Origin of the sequence: Bradyrhizobium sp. CSS354, from assembly GCF_029051725.1 — a bacterium.
Classification (GTDB): domain Bacteria; phylum Pseudomonadota; class Alphaproteobacteria; order Rhizobiales; family Xanthobacteraceae; genus Bradyrhizobium.
In genome coordinates, this window is record NZ_JAACFU010000018.1 from 141,993 (window position 1) to 160,570 (window position 18,578).

At 60.9% G+C, this 18,578-nt stretch carries 16 protein-coding genes; 13 read left to right on the forward strand and 3 right to left on the reverse strand.

Going from position 1 to position 18,578, the window contains the following annotated elements; all coding sequences use genetic code 11:
• Positions 1 to 291: 291 nt before the first annotated feature.
• Positions 292 to 795 (forward strand): DUF1269 domain-containing protein, encoded by a 504-nt coding sequence (locus GWG67_RS31435; protein ID WP_007601211.1) that lies wholly within the window; start codon positions 292 to 294, stop codon positions 793 to 795.
• Between the two features lie 6 nt (positions 796 to 801).
• Here GWG67_RS31435 and GWG67_RS31440 read toward each other — a convergent pair whose 3' ends face one another.
• Positions 802 to 1,515: a Bax inhibitor-1/YccA family protein gene (locus GWG67_RS31440; protein ID WP_275173340.1), complete on the reverse strand. Its 714-nt coding sequence runs from the start codon at positions 1,513 to 1,515 to the stop codon at positions 802 to 804.
• A 626-nt stretch (positions 1,516 to 2,141) separates the two neighbouring features.
• Here GWG67_RS31440 and GWG67_RS31445 point away from each other — a divergent pair.
• The 12 genes from GWG67_RS31445 (at position 2,142) to GWG67_RS31500 (ending at position 16,932) form a co-directional block, all read left to right on the forward strand.
• On the forward strand, positions 2,142 to 3,581 hold the full coding sequence (locus GWG67_RS31445; RefSeq protein ID WP_275173342.1) for a basic amino acid/polyamine antiporter: 1,440 nt from the start codon (positions 2,142 to 2,144) through the stop codon (positions 3,579 to 3,581).
• Between the two features lie 30 nt (positions 3,582 to 3,611).
• Complete coding sequence (locus tag GWG67_RS31450) at positions 3,612 to 3,851, forward strand: hypothetical protein (RefSeq protein WP_275173343.1); 240 nt, start codon at positions 3,612 to 3,614, stop codon at positions 3,849 to 3,851.
• Between the two features lie 31 nt (positions 3,852 to 3,882).
• The gene (locus GWG67_RS31455; protein ID WP_275173345.1) at positions 3,883 to 5,007 is read left to right on the forward strand and encodes an AI-2E family transporter; all 1,125 of its coding nucleotides are present in this window, start codon (positions 3,883 to 3,885) and stop codon (positions 5,005 to 5,007) included.
• Between the two features lie 11 nt (positions 5,008 to 5,018).
• Complete coding sequence (locus GWG67_RS31460; protein WP_275173347.1) at positions 5,019 to 5,618, forward strand: hypothetical protein; 600 nt, start codon at positions 5,019 to 5,021, stop codon at positions 5,616 to 5,618.
• Positions 5,619 to 6,104 (forward strand): DUF992 domain-containing protein, encoded by a 486-nt coding sequence (locus GWG67_RS31465; RefSeq protein ID WP_275173349.1) that lies wholly within the window; start codon positions 5,619 to 5,621, stop codon positions 6,102 to 6,104.
• A 151-nt stretch (positions 6,105 to 6,255) separates the two neighbouring features.
• Positions 6,256 to 6,813, forward strand: coding sequence for an HdeD family acid-resistance protein (locus GWG67_RS31470; RefSeq protein WP_275173351.1), 558 nt, complete (start codon positions 6,256 to 6,258; stop codon positions 6,811 to 6,813).
• 332 nt (positions 6,814 to 7,145) lie between these two features.
• Positions 7,146 to 7,436, forward strand: coding sequence for a hypothetical protein (locus GWG67_RS31475; protein ID WP_275173353.1), 291 nt, complete (start codon positions 7,146 to 7,148; stop codon positions 7,434 to 7,436).
• 54 nt (positions 7,437 to 7,490) lie between these two features.
• Positions 7,491 to 8,735 carry an efflux RND transporter periplasmic adaptor subunit gene (locus GWG67_RS31480; protein ID WP_275173354.1) on the forward strand — a complete coding sequence of 415 codons (1,245 nt, stop codon included), beginning with the start codon at positions 7,491 to 7,493 and terminating at the stop codon, positions 8,733 to 8,735.
• Positions 8,732 to 11,884 (forward strand): efflux RND transporter permease subunit, encoded by a 3,153-nt coding sequence (locus GWG67_RS31485; RefSeq protein WP_275173355.1) that lies wholly within the window; start codon positions 8,732 to 8,734, stop codon positions 11,882 to 11,884. The genes GWG67_RS31480 and GWG67_RS31485 overlap by 4 nt, the downstream gene beginning before the upstream one ends.
• Positions 11,885 to 12,044: 160 nt before the next feature.
• Entirely contained in the window at positions 12,045 to 13,409 is a 1,365-nt protein-coding gene (locus GWG67_RS31490; RefSeq protein ID WP_275173357.1) for an amidohydrolase family protein, read from the forward strand.
• A 129-nt stretch (positions 13,410 to 13,538) separates the two neighbouring features.
• Complete coding sequence (locus GWG67_RS31495) at positions 13,539 to 15,254, forward strand: alpha/beta-hydrolase family protein (RefSeq protein WP_275173359.1); 1,716 nt, start codon at positions 13,539 to 13,541, stop codon at positions 15,252 to 15,254.
• Positions 15,255 to 16,140: 886 nt separating this feature from the next.
• Positions 16,141 to 16,932, forward strand: coding sequence for a Crp/Fnr family transcriptional regulator (locus tag GWG67_RS31500; RefSeq protein WP_275173361.1), 792 nt, complete (start codon positions 16,141 to 16,143; stop codon positions 16,930 to 16,932).
• A gap of 280 nt (positions 16,933 to 17,212) precedes the next feature.
• Here the strand turns inward: GWG67_RS31500 and GWG67_RS31510 are convergent, their stop codons facing one another.
• Positions 17,213 to 17,695 (reverse strand): phasin family protein, encoded by a 483-nt coding sequence (locus tag GWG67_RS31510; RefSeq protein ID WP_275173365.1) that lies wholly within the window; start codon positions 17,693 to 17,695, stop codon positions 17,213 to 17,215.
• A gap of 515 nt (positions 17,696 to 18,210) precedes the next feature.
• The coding region (locus GWG67_RS31515) for a hypothetical protein (protein WP_275173367.1) at positions 18,211 to 18,578 on the reverse strand (368 nt) is incomplete at its 5' end.

The window sequence follows — 18,578 nt, forward strand, 5'->3', positions numbered from 1 at the left end:
ATACAATGTCGGCAGCAAGACCAGCGTCAAAACGGTTGCAACCAGCAGACCGCCCATGATTGCGACGGCCATCGGGCCCCAGAATACTTTTCGGCCGGGATAAGGTCAGCCTCAGGCGCCCCTCCAGCAACAACGATCAGGAACATTCATCCCCACGCCTCAGGGTTTTCTCCGATCCCAAGCCGACCGATCGAAAGCTAGTGTTCGAAAGCGCGTTCCGCCAGTGGCACGGTTGCACCGGGTGGCGCATCGTGTTGGCCGCGGCGCAGCTTAATCCAGCAGGAGGTTTGCATGTCCGATCTAGTAGCGATCGTGTATCCATCCGAGGCGAAGGCCGAGGAAGTACGTCAGCGGCTGCTCAAGCTGCAGAAGGAATATCTGATCACCATCAGCGACGCAGTGATCGCCGTGAAGACGGATTCAGGCGGCATCAAGCTCAATCAGCTCGTCAACACGACGTCGATGGGCGCGGTGACCGGCGGTTTCTGGGGACTTCTGATCGGCATGATCTTCCTCAATCCGATCCTCGGTGTCGCCGTCGGCGCAGCTTCCGGCGCACTTGGCGGCGCACTGTCCGATTTCGGCATCGACGACTCCTTCATGAAGGAATTATCAGTATCACTTCACACGGGCAACGCCGCCTTGTTCGTGCTGATCAAGAATATGACTGCGGACAAGGTCTTGAAGGAGATCAAGGACGCCGGAGGGACCGTGCTGAAGACGTCCCTCGACGATGCCAAAGAACAGGCTCTGCGCGACGCACTCGCAAGCGCCGCGGAGCGGCCGGCGGCCTGAAGCCACTTAGCGGCGGTTTCCGGCCAGACGCAGCAGCATCATGAACAGGTTGATAAAGTTGAGATACAACGACAGCGCCGAAATTACCGACTTGCGGCCTCTGGTCGTTTCGTCGTCCCGGCTGTCATGCATCGCCTTGATCCGTTGCGTGTCGTAGGCCGTCAGCCCGGCAAACACGCCGACGCCCACAATGGAGATCAGCCAATCAAGCCCGCTGGATTGCAGGAACAGATTCACCAGGGTGGCGATGATGATCCCGACAAGGCCCATGAACAGGAAGGTGCCGAGACCGGATAAGTCGCGTCTTGTGGTGTAGCCAAAGACGCTGAGCGCCCCGAACGTCGCCGCGGTGATGAAGAAGACGCGCGCAATCGAGGCGCTGGTGTAGATGTGGAGCAGCGTCGAGAGCGACACGCCGACCAGCGCCGCATAGATGAAGAACAGCAGACGCGCGATCGACACCGACAGCGTATTGATCCGTGAGCCGATGAAGAAAACCAAACCCAGCGGCGCCAGTATGAAGACCCACATCAACGGGCTCTGCAGCAATGCAGGACTGGTGAGCTGATAGGTGAGCCACGCGACAACAGCCGTTAGGCCGACGCCGGCAGCCATATAGTTGTAGATGCGCAGCATGTAGCTACGCAGTCCAGCAGCGACCGCGATTGCATGGCCGCCGCCCGCTCCCACCATCGTCACGTTCGGATCATAGTTCGACATTGCCTGTCTCCTGCCAGAGCTCGCTAACCAGGTCATGCTATCTCTGGGTATCAGTAGACGGCATCGGACAATCACCCGAGAGCTGGCAAGGACAATCACCCTATCGCACAGCTTTTTCGGTACTGCGCACCTGAGCACGGTGATTACGAACCGGTAATCGAAACCGCCGGAAGTGTCCTCCTTTGGTCGGAGACGCATTACGTGTTTGTCACTTGGAAAATGGCCGCGATCCGGCCTAATCCGGCCGGTATGCGCTTCTACTTTCATATCGTCGACAGATACGGTCTCTCGCCCGATGGGACCGGATGCGAGCTCGCCAATCAGGATGCAGCGTCCCTGCATGCCCGATGCATAGCAGCTGAACTCGCGAAGGCGGGCGAGTTCTGCCGTTTCAGCGTCGTGCTTTTGGCGACCGCTTCCGGGCCATCATCCAGTCCCGGTCAAATCGCGACTGCCCCTCCCCCAAAACCTTGAGGGCGATGCCCAACCTTATAGTACGTCAATTTCCTGCCCTCGCTCCCTACAGAGAATCCCGGATGTGCGAAGGGGAAAGCCACGTCTAAGGTCCTCTCCAATGCGGCGGGCATCAATGCCCGTCGCATCCCGGATTGGAAGGCCATCCCGTCATGGCTCCCCCGCCGAATGCGGCCGACCAGAAACTCTCGCGGAATGCTCTCATCGCGCTCGTGATCGGCTCGATGGTGGGGTCCGGCATTTTCGCACTACCTGCGGCGTTCGGACGAGCCACGGGTGCGCTTGGAGCAATGATCGCCTGGGCTATCGCGGGCAGCGGCATGCTGATGCTGGCTTTCGTGTTCCAGACGTTGTCACACCGCAAGCCCGACCTCGATGCCGGGATCTATGCCTATGCCAGAGCCGGATTTGGCGACTACATCGGCTTTGCTTCAGCCGTCGGGTACTGGATCGGTTGCTGTCTTGCAGACGTCGCCTGTCTCGTCTTGATCAAGGCAACGCTCGGGCAGTTTTTTCCCATGTTCGGCGACGGGACAACTCCGGTGGCGATCGCTTCGGCGTCTGTCCTGCTGTGGGGAGTGCACATCTTGCTGCTGCGCGGCATCAAGAGTGCAGCCACGCTCAATACGATTGCGACCTACACAAAGATCATCCCGATTTTGCTGTTCATTGGCACTGCCGTCATTGCTTTTAATGGCGATCTGTTCGGCGTTAATTTCCACGGAGCGGAGCAGTCGGATGCGTCGAGTGTGTCTTCTCAGGTTCGCGGCACGATGCTGCTGACCGTGTTCGTTTTCGTCGGCATTGAAGGCGCGAGCGTCTACTCCCGCTACGCTCGGCGTCGTGCCGACGTCGGGTTCGCAACCCTCGCCGGGTTTCTGACGGTGCTGGGCCTGCTCGTTCTCGTGACGCTCTTGTCCTACGGCGTGTTGCCGAGGGCTGAACTGGCCGATCTTCCGACGCCATCCATGGCTGGCGTGATGGAAGCAATCGTCGGCCGCTGGGGCGGCGTATTCATCAGCCTGGCGCTCCTGATCTCGGTTCTCGGCAACTACCTATCTTGGTCACTGCTGGCGGCCGAGATCCTGCATTCCGCGGCGATCCACCGCACCATGCCTTCCTTTCTTGCCAGGGTGAATGCGCACAAAGTCCCTGCCGGCGCGCTCTGGCTCACAAATTGCGTCATCCAGATCTTTCTGCTGGTCGCCTGGTTTGCGGAGTACGCGTTCACACTCGCGTTGAAGATGACGAGCGCGATGACGCTAATCCCGTATTTCTTTGTCGCGGCGTACGGCTTAAAGCTTGCCTGGTCGGGCGAGACCTACCGCGCGGGCGAGCGCGCTCGCACCACCGACTGGATCCGATCGGCTATAGCAACGATCTATGCAGCTGGCATGATCTACGCAGGCGGACCGAAATTTCTCTTGCTGTCGTCCATCCTGTATGCACCCGGCACTCTGCTGTTCCTACTTGCGAAACGCGAGCGCAAGGAAGCAATCTTCAGGCCATTCGAAGCTATGCTTTTTGCAGCGATCACGATTGCCGCGTGCGCCGGCGTTTACGCACTCGCAACCGGAGCCATATCGATTTGAATCTTTGTCCCTAGTTGCATGGAGGCGAATATGAGCACACGAGCCATCTGTGGCGCCTTGATCATGTGCGGATCGATGGCGGTCTGCGCCTTTCCAACCGTGTCGCTGGCCCAGTTGACTGAGACCGGCGTGTCTGCCCAAAGCGGCGCCGGCGCGTCGCCACCGGAGAAGGCAGCTCCCAACACCAATACGAACCCGACGAAGCACCGCTACTGGCGTCATCGCGGCGGAAAGCATCCGCACTTTGGCAGCCGGCGCATCCGGACCTAGGTTTCAAGGCGACGGCGATTGAACCGATACCATGAACGAGTCCAGGACAGCACCGGAGAGACTCTGCGAGATCGCTCCACGCGATGAGGCCGCCGTCGTGCCGGAGAACGGCACACGGCGCGGCATTCTCGCAACCGGGCTCGGCCTGGTGGCCGCCTGCGTCTTGCTGTTTCTGGTGTGGCAGACGGTCTCCAGTCTCCTGCTGATCTTTGCAGGCGTGTTGTTTGCCGCGTTTCTGGATGCTTGCGCAAGAGCCCTGGCGGCCGTCCTCCCGCTCAATCGCGCCGCACGGCTGACGCTGGTTCTGTTGCTGTTCTCCGCTCTGTCGGGATTTGGACTGATCTGGGGCGCGGGAAAGCTGCCGGAGCAGACGCGTCTCTTGCTGAAGGTCATGGACAACCAACTCGACATCCTGCAGCAGCATCTTCTGTCATACGGCGTGGATCTGCTCGGTCCGGAATGGGGCCGCGACTTTGCGCAGTGGCTGTTCTCGGATCAAGGCCGGTTTCTCAACCATGCTCAGTTCCTGCTTGGCGGAGCGTCGAGCCTTCTGACCAGTGTCCTGGTGGTCCTGTTCCTCGGGATCCTCTTTGGTTTCGACCCAACCAGCCACCGTGAAAGCCTGATCATGCTGGTGAAGCCCTCCCAGCGCCAACGGACGAGAGCGATCATGGACGAGATGGGTAATGTCATGCGGCTGTGGCTCGTCGGGCAGTTCATCCGCGTCATACTCATGACGGTGTTGGTCTGGGCCGCACTCTATCTCATCGGATTGCCCGGACCCTTCGTGCTCGGACTGCAGGCGGGCCTGTCGAATTTCATTCCCTATGTCGGACCAATCGTAGCCGCAATACCGATCGCACTGGTCGCAATGCCGCTCGGCAGTTCCCTGCTGATCTGGGCCGTCCTCATTTACTCGATCATCCAGTCGGTCGAAGGCTATGTGATCGGTCCGCTGATCCAGCGTCAGGCCGTCGAGATCCCTCCTGCCTGGACGTTGGTCGCCATCGTCCTGCTCGGTGCGCTGTTCGGCGTCCTGGGCATCGCGCTCGCCATGCCCCTGGTGGCGATCGGCCGTGTCGCAATCATCCGATTCTATGTCGAGGACTACCTCGGCGACGAGTTCAAGCAGACGTTCAATAGCGGTGAATCGTGAGTGAGGAGCCTATGAACCAGAGCGGTGCGCCACGGCAGGAGGGTACCGATCCTCCCTCGCCTCAATCGACAATGGCTCGATTCCTGTGGCAGCAGCTTCCTTATGTCGTGGCGCTGGTGCTTGCCATCGCGGGCGTCGCCTATACCAACGTTTCCCACCAACCTCTCGTCGGCTACTGGGAATTCCTGGCGCTTGCCATCTGCATCGTGTGCGTCGTCACCAAATGGCCGGAAACCCAAGGCAAGGAGGCCCGGCTCCGCTTGATCTGGACCCAGGCGCTGCATTGGGTCGCCGTGCTGGTCACGATGAACATCATTCTGATCTCGGGCGTTCAGCAATTGCTTCCGACCCCGGCGACCGGCCTTGTCCTGCTGACTTTGCTTGCGCTCGGCACGTTCCTCGCTGGCGTCAGCCTTCTATCGCTGCAGATCTCTTTCCTCGGCCTTGCCATGGGCATTGCCGTCCCGGCGATATCCTGGCTGAAGCAGTCCGTCTTTTTCTTCCTGCTGGGCGCAGTGCTGCTGATCGGACTCGGCATCACATTCTGGCTCCGCCAGGACAGCCGACCGAGGAGCGCGCTCTCCGATACCAACAGTCAAGTGGAGGCCTGAATGCGAATGATCCGGTTTATGGCAGTCTTCGGCGCGTCCGCGTTGCTATGCGGCGCAGCCCTGCCGGCGCGCGCCGAAACGTTCAGGGTCGGCCGGCTCCTGTGCTTCAGCAACCCGCGCGTCGGGCTTGTGCTCGGATCGGTGCAGTCGTTGCGCTGCACATTCTTTGCGAGAAATCCGCCGAGGCAGTTCATCTATGAGGGACGAATCCGGCGTGTCGGCCTTGATATCGGCGTGACCAGCGCAGGCACCTTGTCTTGGGCCGTGCTCGCCAAAAACTCGCGGATCGGATCCGCCACCTTGCGCGGCAACTATGTCGGCGCGAGCGGCAGCTTTGCGTTCGGCCCCGGGCTCGGCGCGAACGTCCTGATCGGTGGCTCGCGACGGAGCGTGATGTTGCAACCCCTGTCGATCGAGCGATCGATCGGGATCAACCTGGCCGCCGGCGTCACTAACCTGACGCTGGGTCCGCGCGGCCAGCGATAGCTTGCAAAGGCGATCGAGCACACAATCGCTCCGTTCGTGGCCCACGAGAACATTCCCGCCCCATCGCTCAGGGTTTCGTCGGATGTCGATAGCGGAGGTTCGACGCTAGCGTCCCAAGCGTGCCGACCATCACGCAGACCAGGAGGATGGGATGACAGCTTATGATGACCGCTCCGATATCGAGGCTTTGGGCGCCCCTCCGCTGTGGGTCTGTGCCCTTCTCGGAATCGTGATGATCGCCGCCGGCTTCGCAGCTCTCAGCGACGTGGCGTTCGCAACCATCATCAGCGTCAAGTTCATCGGACTGACGGCCATCGCGGCCGGCGCGTTCGAGATCATCCATGCATTCTGGACCAAGGGATGGGGTGGGTTCCTGTGGCAGATCTTGCTCGGCGCACTCTACGCCGCGTTCGGCCTTGTGCTGCTTACCCAGCCCGCCTCGGGTGCCCTGATCCTCACCTACCTCCTCGGCGCGGTGCTGTTCGCCTCAGGCGTCATTCGATGCGTGCTGAGCTTCGCCCATTGGCGGCAAAACGGATGGATGATGCTGATCTCGGGCATTTTTGGGCTGCTCGCCGGCGTGCTGATCCTATTCGGCTTTCCGACCATCAGCGTCTGGGCCCTCGGATTTCTGCTTGGCGTCGATCTGATTTCGCACGGCCTCGCCTGGCTGCTTTACGCTCTTCAGGCGGCGCGGCGAACCGCCTAACAAAGGAGAAGAAACATGATGGACACACCGAGCCGTCGGGCTTTCCTTGGCCTTGCTCAGAATGCCGTCGCTGCCGTGGCGATCGGCGCCATCGGCGTTCGTTTCATTGAGGCCGCGGACGCTATGCCTATTGCTCACGATCTCGGCCAGACCAGCGAGCGATCGAATCACCTGACGCAAGCACAATGGGGACCACCCCCTCGCCCAGGCTGGGGTCCGCCGCGATCGCCGCGGCGCCGGCGTCGCTGGGTGTGCTGGTGGCATCGCGGTCGTCGCCGTTGCGGATGGCGGTGGCGCTAACAACGCGTCCTCGCGCAATCCGCGGTCGACAGATGCGCCGCGAAGCCGGCACCAGTCCCAATCAGACGAAGGAGGCAGCCTTGCGCATCACGAATAGATGGGTCGTTGGGACCTTTCTGGCAGCTCTTCTCGTTGCAGCAACCTGGTATTGCGTGGCGGTATGGCAGGCAACGCCGTCTATGCCGCTTTACCGCAACGTCATCCTGGGAGGCGCTGCAATCCTGATGCTGGTCACCGGCTGCGGCCTGATCGCGCTGATGTTCTACAGCCGCCGCAAGGGCTACGACGAACCCGCGCGCAGCAATCGCATGCGGCGGGAGTAGCGAGGCGCCGGTGAAGCACTGACCCGGCTCCAGATCCGTTGCAAGGAGCGGACAATGAACTTTGCTGGCGTCTCGATCAGCCTGCCGGGGGCAACTCTCCTGATGGTCATCGCCGGCGGATCGGCCCAAACCCAGTCGACTTCGGCCGCGCCACCCGCGGTCGGCATCGTGGAAGCGGCCAGGCGGCCGATCACGGAGAGCAGTGAGTTTCTCGGGCGGATCGAGGCGATCAATCGGGTCAACCTCGTTGCTCGCGTCACTGCATTTCTGGAACGGCGCCTGTTCGAGGAAGGCGCCGAGATCAGCAAAGGCGATGAGCTCTATCGGCTTGAGCGTGGCCCCTTCGAATCGGATCTCGCATCGAAACAGGCGCAGGTGTCCCAGCTTGAGGCCACACTCGAGAATGCCAAGCTGACAACCGAACGCGCGCGGACCTTGCTCGGAGGCCCTGCCGGGCAACAGTCCACCTACGACGCAGCAATCGCGAACCAGCGCAGCCTCGAAGCCCAGGTGCGAGCCGCGCAAGCCGGGGTCCAGGCCTCTCAGATCAATCTCGATTACACAGTGATCAGCGCGCCGATCGCCGGCAAGATCGGACGAACGGCGGTGACGGTGGGCAACGTCGTCAGTCCAAGCTCGGGGGTACTGACCAGCATCGTCAGTCAAGACCCGATGTATGTCACCTTTCCCGTGCCGGTGCGTCAGGGACTGGAGCTGCGCGAACGATACGCGCCGCAAGGCGGTCTGGAAGCCGTGGTCATCAGGCTGCGACTGCCGAACGGGCGAATGTACGGAAATACCGGCAAGCTGAACTTCGTCGACAATACCATTGCCCAGAGCACTGATACGATCACCGTGCGTGGCGAGATCGCCAATCCGATCCTGCGGGCGCCCTCGGCGGCCGGTGTCTCCGTTCACGAGTTGACCCATGGCGAGTTCGTGACCGTAGTGCTTGAGGGCGTTCAGCCGGTCGAGGTGCTGGTGATCCCTCGCTCGGCCGTGCTCTCCGATCAGCAGGGCAACTATGTTCTCGCTGTCGGCGCCGACAACGAAGCCGAACAGCGTCGCATCCAGCTCGGGCAATCGACCCCGACTGTCGCGGCGGTGATCGCCGGACTTGCGGCCGGCGACAAGGTGATTGTCGAAGGCCTGCAGCGGGTTCGTCCCGGCCAGACCGTGTCGCCAGGACCAGCCAGCGCGCTGATCCTGTCGAGCATGAAAGCCGCCGCAGATGGCACGGCTCCGCAAACGGATCACGGCCCCTCCGGCAAGGCTCGTCCGGCGGATAACAAACCATGATGTCCGCCGTCTTCATCGATCGTCCGCGGCTTTCGATGGTGATCGCATTCATCATCACGATTGCCGGCGCACTGGCGCTGGCGCAAATCCCGGTGGCGCAATTTCCAGACATCGTGCCGCCACAGGTCACGGTCGCCGGCATCTTCCCTGGCGCGTCCGCCGAGGTTGTAGAGAGCAGTGTCGCCCAGCCGCTGGAGGCGCAGATCATTGGAAGCGACCGCGCACTCTACATGAAATCGACTAGCGCCAATGACGGCAGCTACACACTGACGGTTTCGTTCGCGCTTGGTACCAACCCCGACATCAATACCGTCAACGTCAACAACCGCGTGCAGAGTGCTCTCTCGCAATTGCCCACCGAAGTACAGCAGCAGGGCGTGACGGTGCACAAGCGCTCCTCGTCGATCCTGCAGTTCCTCGTACTCTACAGCGGAAATGGCCAACAGGACCCGCTCTTCATCACCAACTATGCAATCATCAACGTGCTTGATGCGATCGCCAGCACGCCGGGGGTCGGCCAGGCGAACCTGTTCGCGAAGATGAACTACTCGATGCGGATCTGGTTTGACACGCAGCGGCTCACCAGCCTCAATCTCACGCCGTCGGACGTCATTGGCGCGATCCGTACGCAAAGCGTCCAGGCCCCGGTCGGCCGCATCGGCGCGCGCCCGATCAGCGACGACCAGCAGTTCCAGTTCAATGTGCAGACCCTGGGCAGGCTCGCCACAGTCGATCAATTCACCCAAATCGTGCTGCGCGCCAATCCGGACGGTTCATCGCTGCTCGTGGGGGACGTTGCACGTGTCGAAATGGGCGCCCAAAATCTCGACAGTGAAGCGCGGATCGATGGACGTGCGGCCGTGCCGATGGCGATTTATCTGTCGCCGGGTGCCAATGCGGTGACCACCGCACAGGCGGTGACAGCGACGATGCAGCGGCTGTCGCAGCATTTTCCCACCGGGCTGAGCTACCTCGTCCAATACGACTCAACGAGCTTCGTGCGTGCCACCATCGCGGAAGTGTTGCAGACGCTAGGCGAGGCCTTCCTGCTGGTCGTGATCGTGGTGTACCTGTTCCTCGGCAATCTCCGGGCCACCGTGATCCCGGCCGTTGCCGTTCCGGTGAGCCTGATCGGGACCTTCGCCGTGCTGCTGGTGCTCGGATATTCGGCCAACACGGTGTCCCTGCTCGCCATGGTGCTCGCCATTGGCATCGTGGTGGACGACGCTATCGTCGTCGTCGAGAACGTCGAGCGGGTTATGGAGGACGAGCCCTCGCTTTCTCCCGCCGAGGCAAGCAAGAAGGCTATGGCACAGATCATGGCGCCGATTATCGCGATCACGCTGGTACTGCTCTCCGTCTTCGTGCCGATCGCTTTCATTCCCGGCATTTCCGGCACGCTGTTTCGCCAGTTTGCAGTGACAATCAGCGCCGCGATGATGATTTCGGCACTGAATGCACTGACGCTGTCGCCGGCGCTGTGCGCGCTGTTCCTGCGCCACACCGGGCCGCGGCGTGGCCTGATCGGTCGTGTGCTTGGCGGCATCGACTGGTTGCGGGACGGCTACAGCAGCGGCGTGCGCCGCTTGGTGCGGAAGGCGGGGCTCTCGCTCGTGCTGATTGCCCTATTCGGCGCAGGCATCTTCGGCATGTCGCTGATCACGCCGACGGGTTTCCTGCCCGAGGAAGATCAGGGAGCCTTCTTCACCTCGGTACAACTGCCGGACGGTGCGTCGGTGGCACGAACCAGCGAAGTCACCCAACAGCTCGAACATATCTTGAAGCAGATGCCCGCCGTCGATCACGTCCTTGCCATCATCGGCTTTTCCCTGCTCGACGGCGCATCCGAACCGAACAGCGCGCTGGTGGTGACGCGCCTGAAGCCGTTTGCCGATCGCAAGACAGCAACGGATTCTGCGCGAGCGCTGATCGGCCAAACCTTCGCCGCTGGCGCGCAGATCCGCCAAGCCAATGTCCTCCCGTTCAATCTGCCGCCGATCATCGGGCTCTCCACCGGCGGCGGGTTCGAATACCAGCTCCAGGCGTTGGAAGGACAGAACCCGGCCGAAATCTCCAGTGTCACGGGTGCGCTGATCGGCGCCGCCAACGCCGACCCACGGCTCACGCGCGTCTTTTCGACCTTCACTGCGACCAATCCGTCGATCTATCTCGATATCGACCGCCGCAAGTCCCAGGCGCTCGGAGTGACAATCAGCGACATCTTCACGGCCCTACAAGCGACGCTCGGCGGCATCTACGTCAACAACTTCAATCGGTTTGGCCGCACCTGGCAGGTCAACGTTCAGGGCGAAGCGCTCGATCGCGCCGATATTTCGGACATCTGGCGGATCTATCTGCGTAATGCCACCGGCCAAATGGTGCCGATCAGATCGGTTGCCGGGATCAAGATCGTGACCGGGCCTCAGGTGATCACCCGCTACAACAATTATCGGTCGGTGACGGTAAACGGTAGCCCGGCGCCCGGTGTCTCCTCAGGTACCGCCCTCACAGCGATGGGCGACGTCTCTCATGCCGTACTGCCTGCGGGCTACGGTTTCGACTGGACCGGCACCGCCTATCAGGAGCAACAGGCCGCCGGCCAGACAGGCATTGTGCTCGCACTTGCCGTGCTGTTCGCGTATTTGTTCCTGGTCGCGCTCTATGAGAGCACGATTATCCCGATCCCGGTCCTGTTGTCGGTCCTGGTCGGCGTACTCGGCTCCTATGTCGGCATCAAGGTCGCTGGCCTCAATCTCGATCTGTACGGTCAGATCGGGCTCGTGGTGCTGATCGCACTCGCCGCCAAAAACGGCATCCTGATCGTCGAGTTTGCGAAGGAGCAGCGTGAGGCGGGCGTGGCGCTCGAGCAAGCCGCGATCCAGGGCGCACATATGCGTTTCCGCGCAGTGATGATGACTTCCGTTGCCTTCATCCTTGGTCTCCTGCCGCTTGTGATTGCGACCGGCGCCGCCGAGCTCAGCCGCAGGGCCGTCGGCACAGCCGTGTTCGCAGGCATGCTTGCGGCGAGCTCTGTTGGGATCTTCCTGGTGCCGATGCTCTACGTGACGTTTCAGCGCCTGCGCGAGCGGGCAAAGGGGAATTCCAAAGCAACCCGTGGGCCGACATCACCGATCGATGAGACGGTCTAGGCAATGGCAAGCAATCGAAAAGGCTGGCTGATCGCCCTTCTCGGCCGTGCTCCTCGTCGCGGTCGGATATTTCGCCCCAGCCGCTGTCCGCAAAGCGATCAATAGGGCTGAACTTCGAGGCCAGAGTGACCGTTAGGCCCACAAAGCAGGAGGTAACGACATGCTCTCCGAAGTCGTTGTGCGGATGCAAAAAGCCGCGCGCGTGGCGACCATTCTTGCGTCATGCGCCGCTCTCGGTCCTGGGCTGGCGCAGGAGCGCTCTGCCGTGACGTTTTTTGAGAACGTGCGCATTTTCGACGGGAAGAACCAGACCCTCTCCGCTCCGTCGAACGTCCTCATCCGAGGCAACACAATAGAGCGTATTGCGATCGCTCCCATTCCGGTCGATCGTTCCCTGGATACCCGCACTGTAGCAGGCGGCGGACGCGTGCTGATGCCCGGGCTCAGCGACATGCATTGGCATGCGACGATGGTTCGTCCAACCCCTGCTCAAATGCTTTCAAGCGACTTGGGTTACACGATGCTGCTCGCGGGCGCGGAAGCCACTGCTACGCTGATGCGCGGGTTCACCACCGTCAGGGACATGGGCGGCCCAGCTTTCGCGCTGAAGCGCGCCATCGATGAGGGGGTCGTTGCAGGCCCTCGCATCTATCCGTCGGGGGCCGTCATCACAGTCACCGGCGGCCACGGCGACTTCCGTGAGCTCTGGGAGCTGCCACAAAGTCTCGGCGGAACGAGCCGCGTCGAGCAGCTTGGTGGAAGCATGATCGCGGATAGTCCCGACGAGGTTCGCAAGCGCACGCGCGAACAGCTCATGCAGGGCGCATCGCAGATCAAGCTGACGGCAGGCGGCGGCGTTGCCTCGCCTTTCAGTCCACTCGATGTGACCACCTTCAGTGAGGCTGAGCTGAGGGCCGCCGTCGAAGCAGCTACCGATTGGGGAACCTATGTGGCGACGCACGCCTATACGCCAAACGCCATTCGACGCTCCGTTGCTGCAGGCGTCAAGGTGATCGAGCATGGTCATTTGATGGATGAGCCGACCGCACGTCTCCTTGCGGAGGAGAAGATCTGGCTGAGCACACAGCCCTTCGTGGACCTTGGCGGCGCAGCCATGCTTCCTGCCGCGCAACAAGCGCAGATGCGCCAAGTGGTTGCGGGCACCGACACCACGTACGGGTTTGTCAAAAAATACAAGATCAAGACGGCCTTCGGGACTGATATTCTCTTCTCCAAGGCGTTGGCTGAGCATCAGGGTCAGGGTATCGTGGATCTCACACGTTGGTTCACTCCGGCGGAAGCATTGGCAATGGCGACTTCGGCAAACGGAGAGTTGCTGGCGCTCTCCGGCGCGCGCAACCCCTATCCCGGCAAGCTCGGAGTGGTCGAAGAAGGCGCGTTGGCGGATCTCCTTCTCGTGGACGGCAATCCCCTGGACGACATTCGCCTCATCGCGGATCCGGAGAATAAAATCTTGGTCATCATGAAGGATGGCATCATCTATAAGGACGTTGGTCCGAAATGACCCTCTCCTGACTGGGCGGGATGTTTCGCGCGCGCTGCCGGCTTTGCTCGCACCCGCAATTCACGTCCGCAGGTTCAATTGCCGCTGTGGGCTTCCCGATCACAAGCCCGCATCGGAGAGGGGGGCCAAATGAACATCGTCAAGAGTCCCGCGCAGATTGTCTGGCGGTACGTGGCATCTCTCTCAGGCGTTGGATTGGCGTTGGGAGCATTGTTCTTCGCAGCCGCGCTTACGCCGACGCTCGTCCCAAGGAGCTATTTGATCCAGGGAGTCCTTGCCGGCACCTGCTTTGCGATCGGTTACGAGCTGGGCGTGCTCTGGCGCTGGCTATGGCGCTATCTCGAACTTCCCGAGCCATCGCCACGAATCCGATCGGCGGCCAACGTGGCGGTTGCGGTCGGCTGCTTCGTCACGGTCATCTTGTTTCTCTGGCGGGCGGCGGAATGGCAGAATTCGATCCGTAGCGCCATGAACATGGAGCTGGTTGAAACCGCCCATCCCGCCAAAGTCTCCGTGATCGCGCTCATCACGTTTTTCGCACTGTTTTGGCTGGCGGAATCGTTCAAGCTGGTAACCAGTTTTGTCTCCGGCCGGATCCGGCGGTTCATTCCTAGGAAGATCGCGAACTTCGTCGGCCTTCTCGTGGCCGTCCTGCTGATCTGGTCGACCGCCAACAATCTGCTTATCCGCGCCGCCTTTAGCGCGTTGGATTCTTCGTTCCGGGAATTTGACGCCCTATTTGAACCGGAGCGACCTCAGCCGGGCGAAGCCACCAGAACGGGGAGTGCAGCGTCGCTGGTGAAATGGAATGAGCTCGGCCGTGCCGGACGGGAGTTCGTGGCTTCCGGACCGACCGCCGCGCAGATCGCCGCATTCACCGGCCGTCCCGCCCGGGATCCGCTCCGCGTCTACGTGGGATTGCGCGGCGCAGACACCGCGCGTGGGCGCGCGGAATTGGCACTTGGCGAGCTCAAGCGCCAGGGAGGCTTTGAGCGGTCCGTGCTCATCGTCGTTACTCCGACGGGAACCGGCTGGATCGACCCGGCTGCAATGGATACGATCGAGTATCTCGCCGATGGCGACGTTGCCAGCGTTGCCGTGCAGTATTCCTATCTCAACAGTCCCTTGTCCCTGCTGTTTCAACCGGAATACGGCGCGGAAGCCGCACGTGCCCTGTTTGCCGTGATTTATGGGCACTGGACGACGCTGCCGAAGGAACGCCGGCCAAGATTATATCTGCATGGCCTTAGCCTCGGCGCCATGAACTCGCAAGACTCCGCTGAGTTGTTCGAGACGATCGGCGATCCGATCGCTGGGGCTCTCTGGAGCGGCTCACCTTTTACGAGCCGGATCTGGCGCTCGATCACCGCGAACCGCAATGCCGCCTCTCCTGCCTGGCTGCCGGAATTTCGTGACGGCCGCTTCGTGCGGTTTATGAACCAGAACGGGCCGACGGTCGCCCCCAGTACGCCGTGGGGGCCGATGCGCGTCGTCTTCCTTCAATATGCAAGTGACCCGATCGTATTCTTTGACTATCACTATGCCTACCAGCGCCCGACCTGGATCAATGCACCGCGGGGTCCGGACGTTTCAGCGGAACTGCGATGGTATCCGGTCGTGACTATGCTGCAGATCGCCGTTGATATGGCGGTCGCAACGGGCACGCCACTCGGTTATGGCCATGTCTACGCGCCAGAACACTATGTCGATGCATGGGTTGCCCTGGCCAATCTCCGAAATTGGTCGGGCGAGGCACTTGGAAGACTTAAGATTCATCTCGGAAGGGCTGCGAACGTCTCTGCCGGCGCCAGCGGCGACAATCCCTACTTCGACAGGGGAGGATAATGGCCGCTCGCGTTGCGCTCTGTTGGCCGTGGGCTAAAGAAGACCGTTTGAAAAATCAGATGCTCAAACGGCCTTGGTGGCTAAGGCATTGATTTGGTGGGCGCACCAGGGCTCGAACCTGGGACCCGCTGATTAAGAGTCAGCCACCGGTCAAATACAATCAATGGCTTATCGGTCGCACTGTTGCGCTTATCCGGCCGTAGATGGACATTCGTCGCACACCACATTCCACGCCCACTTACAGGGGCCGATTGGAGGCGGTCAATATCCCTTGACGATCTTTTTAGAGCCGGTTTGGTTCGGCTGGAATCGCAATCGCCTCCGCGGATTTACCGTCGACGGCGGATCAGTCGCATTGACATGCGTCGAGGTTCGAGCCGGGAGACCGCTACATGGCTAAACACACTACCATGGAGGCGCTGTTCTCTTACCGCAGGGCAGCTTAACTCCCGACCTCGCGCCTTGATGGCCCGGCAGTAGCCGCCGTTCTTACGCGGTCCACGCAGGCCGGTGCGTCGACGTAAAATTCACGATTCCGACAGAGCCGCTGATTAAGAGTCAGCCACGAATTAGGAACGACCAATGATTAGGCGGTCGCCCTGAACATATCGAAATTGGCATCCATCGCATAAGTCCTTCCATGACACTTTCCTATTCCCGGAAGACGAACGAACGATAGGCTTGGCAGGGATCAGCTGAGATGTCCGCGAGCCTGCCGAACTCCAGTTAGCCGGCTGATTGTGCTTTGCAGTGCCGTCGGACAGGCACACCTCCACAATGGGAACCATATCTGGCGTAACCGGTTGGACTCCTGTTGAGTTTTGCAAACAGCTGGGCACCAGCCGGCACGAGGCCTAGCGCCGGACATCCGTGGGGGACGAATCCCATGATGGACCACGCGACCAGAGTTGGTAATCGATTGTTAGCAGCGTTGCCGCCGGCAGATTTCGCTTTACTTACGCCTCACCTGCGGAAAATCGTGCTCGAACGCGACGCCGTACCGATCCGATCGGGTGATCGGATCGACCACCTTCTCTTCCCCTGTGGCGGTGCTGTTACGTTTATCGTGGACTTGCCGAACGGTCAGAGTGTCGCCGTAGCGGTGATCGGTCATGAAGGTGCGATCGGCCTGACGTCGGCGCTTGGCACATCCCACTCACCCGTGACGGTGGTGGTTCGCGTACCAGGGCCCGTGCTGCAGATTCCGGCGGCGCAATTTTTGTCAGCTCTGGGTCGCAGCCCCGCGATCGCATCCATGGTGCAGATTTTCACGAGATCGCTGCTGACACAGGTTCAGCACGTCGCGGCTTGCAATGCACTACATTCCGTCGAAGCCCGGATGGCCTGCTGGCTGCTTCAAATTCACGACCGGGCGAATGGCAGCACCCCCCTCCCTTTGACGCAGGAAACTATGTCGGAGCTACTGGGCGTCCGGCGCACCACCGTCACGCATGTTGTGAGGGCGTTGCGCGCGTCAAGAGCGTTGAAATCCAACCGCCGCGGTCAGCTCGAGATTGACCGGCCGCGGCTCGAAGCCGTGGCGTGCGAGTGCTACAAGGTGATGAGCCGCAGGATCGATCGGATAATTTCGCGTGGCGGAGCAGGACTTCTTCACGCCGCGCCAGCGCGAGACGCGCGCCAGCCGCCCGGCAACCGACTATCCAGCGCAGGCTCGTAGACCCAGGCCTCTCGCGCGAACCACTCGTGTGTAGCCGCACAGACCCGACAATAGGTGCGCGAAAAGAATACCGCGCTGCAGCGAAACCTTTCGCGATCAATTTCGATACCCGTCGAAATAGCGTCGCCCGTTTCCGGGCACTTGATCATCACCACACCCATCTTGATTTCCTGCAACTAGTTGCGGACTCTGGGCACGCTGGCCCGCCATCGACTGGACCGAGCGTCCCCTCGTCGCGGAGACGCCCGTCCAGTCGATCCGCGCGGCCGGTAGCCTCGGTTCAGACGGTCTTGTGCAGCACTCTGTTGAAGCTGGACTTGATGGGCTCGGTCGTCTCGATCGCAACTTTTTGCGCGAGATCCCAAAGTTCCCGATTCTGTGCGGAAACGACTTCGAAAGCCTCGCGGCTTCGGGCGGTCGAAAGATGCACGATATCCAGCAGCGATCTGGTCTCAGCGAGCCGGGATAAAAACTCCAGGGTGGCGCTGGTATTGTCTTTCGAAATCTCGATGAACTTGGCGCCGTAATCGACGGCCCCTCTGGCGTTCATAGAGCAGGCTTCACGGAGAATGTCGCTGATCTCCTCGGAAGTCGCTTTTATGCTCGCGATATTTTTCTTGGTCTGTGCGGCGCCCTGCTCGGCGAAGCCACGGAGGAGTTCCTGGAAATTCAAAAACGGCAAATCGAACCTTGGTTTTGCACCATTCGTGTTCTCATTCACCGCATCGGCCTGCGTTTCGACTTTCACTTCGGCATCATTCACGAGCTTTCATCCTTTCAAGCGAAACTGGTTAATGGATTGAAGACTCCCCGCTCCCGGCACGTACTGCGCCAGGAAACCAGCGCCCCTGTTCTCGGCGTGACGGGAGGCTGCTGCGGATGAACCGCTCGCCCTCCGCCGAAGCCAAATATGATCGATTAAATTCGAACCATCGGTTCGCTTTCGGACTCTCGCTGAAATAATTTGATGGGTTGCGACCAGGCGGAGCAGGCATAAGCTTTAAATATGCGACGTTGCAGCGGCCGCTCGGTTGCACTCTGAGCTCGCGCGCCGTCCGAGATAGCGCGACCGGCGCAGCTCGCGCTGATGGTTCTCTTCTCGATCCACCCGGTCCCTGAGACTCTCAAGTTCTGCGAGTTGGGAGGCAAGCGCTTCGAGACGCTGGCGAAGAACAGCAGCGGGGTTGTCCACTCGAGCGCAGATTTTCATGTGAGGTCTCCTTGCAATATGTCCGCGAAAATTCCGCCGGCTTCGACGGTGGGCAAAAAAATATGCAATCACAGGAAAACGCGACTAGCATTCGGCGTGCTGCGTCGCCGATAACGATGCGGCGGCGCGTTAAGAGAGTACTCATGTGCCCAGGCGCGCGGCACGCTCCATTGGGCCAGGCTGCTCAGCATGCGATAACAGCGGGTCGAGCTGTTTTTAATGCTCGGAGCGGGTTGCGCTCGAAAGTCGAGTGGCGGCTCGCTCGCACTCGGGATTGTGGCTCCGCTCGTCGTCTTCATCTGCACAATCGACCCCTCCATATGCGGTCGGATTTCCGGAGTTCCCTCCCGTCGCGAAAGGTCCTTTGCCACCGGCCGCTCCGCCGGATCCGCCGCCACCACCGGATGGCCCTCCAGCAACAGATGCCCCACCACGC

Excerpts from the sequence above, each read along its gene's own strand:
- GWG67_RS31435 (WP_007601211.1), top strand. The coding sequence starts at position 292 with ATGTCCGATCTAGTAGCGATCGTGTATCCATCCGAGGCGAAGGCCGAG.
- GWG67_RS31440 (WP_275173340.1), bottom strand. The coding sequence starts at position 1,515 with ATGTCGAACTATGATCCGAACGTGACGATGGTGGGAGCGGGCGGCGGC.
- GWG67_RS31445 (WP_275173342.1), top strand. The coding sequence starts at position 2,142 with ATGGCTCCCCCGCCGAATGCGGCCGACCAGAAACTCTCGCGGAATGCT.
- GWG67_RS31450 (WP_275173343.1), top strand. The coding sequence starts at position 3,612 with ATGAGCACACGAGCCATCTGTGGCGCCTTGATCATGTGCGGATCGATG.
- GWG67_RS31455 (WP_275173345.1), top strand. The coding sequence starts at position 3,883 with ATGAACGAGTCCAGGACAGCACCGGAGAGACTCTGCGAGATCGCTCCA.
- GWG67_RS31460 (WP_275173347.1), top strand. The coding sequence starts at position 5,019 with ATGAACCAGAGCGGTGCGCCACGGCAGGAGGGTACCGATCCTCCCTCG.
- GWG67_RS31465 (WP_275173349.1), top strand. The coding sequence starts at position 5,619 with ATGCGAATGATCCGGTTTATGGCAGTCTTCGGCGCGTCCGCGTTGCTA.
- GWG67_RS31470 (WP_275173351.1), top strand. The coding sequence starts at position 6,256 with ATGACAGCTTATGATGACCGCTCCGATATCGAGGCTTTGGGCGCCCCT.
- GWG67_RS31475 (WP_275173353.1), top strand. The coding sequence starts at position 7,146 with ATGCGCCGCGAAGCCGGCACCAGTCCCAATCAGACGAAGGAGGCAGCC.
- GWG67_RS31480 (WP_275173354.1), top strand. The coding sequence starts at position 7,491 with ATGAACTTTGCTGGCGTCTCGATCAGCCTGCCGGGGGCAACTCTCCTG.
- GWG67_RS31485 (WP_275173355.1), top strand. The coding sequence starts at position 8,732 with ATGATGTCCGCCGTCTTCATCGATCGTCCGCGGCTTTCGATGGTGATC.
- GWG67_RS31490 (WP_275173357.1), top strand. The coding sequence starts at position 12,045 with ATGCTCTCCGAAGTCGTTGTGCGGATGCAAAAAGCCGCGCGCGTGGCG.
- GWG67_RS31495 (WP_275173359.1), top strand. The coding sequence starts at position 13,539 with ATGAACATCGTCAAGAGTCCCGCGCAGATTGTCTGGCGGTACGTGGCA.
- GWG67_RS31500 (WP_275173361.1), top strand. The coding sequence starts at position 16,141 with ATGATGGACCACGCGACCAGAGTTGGTAATCGATTGTTAGCAGCGTTG.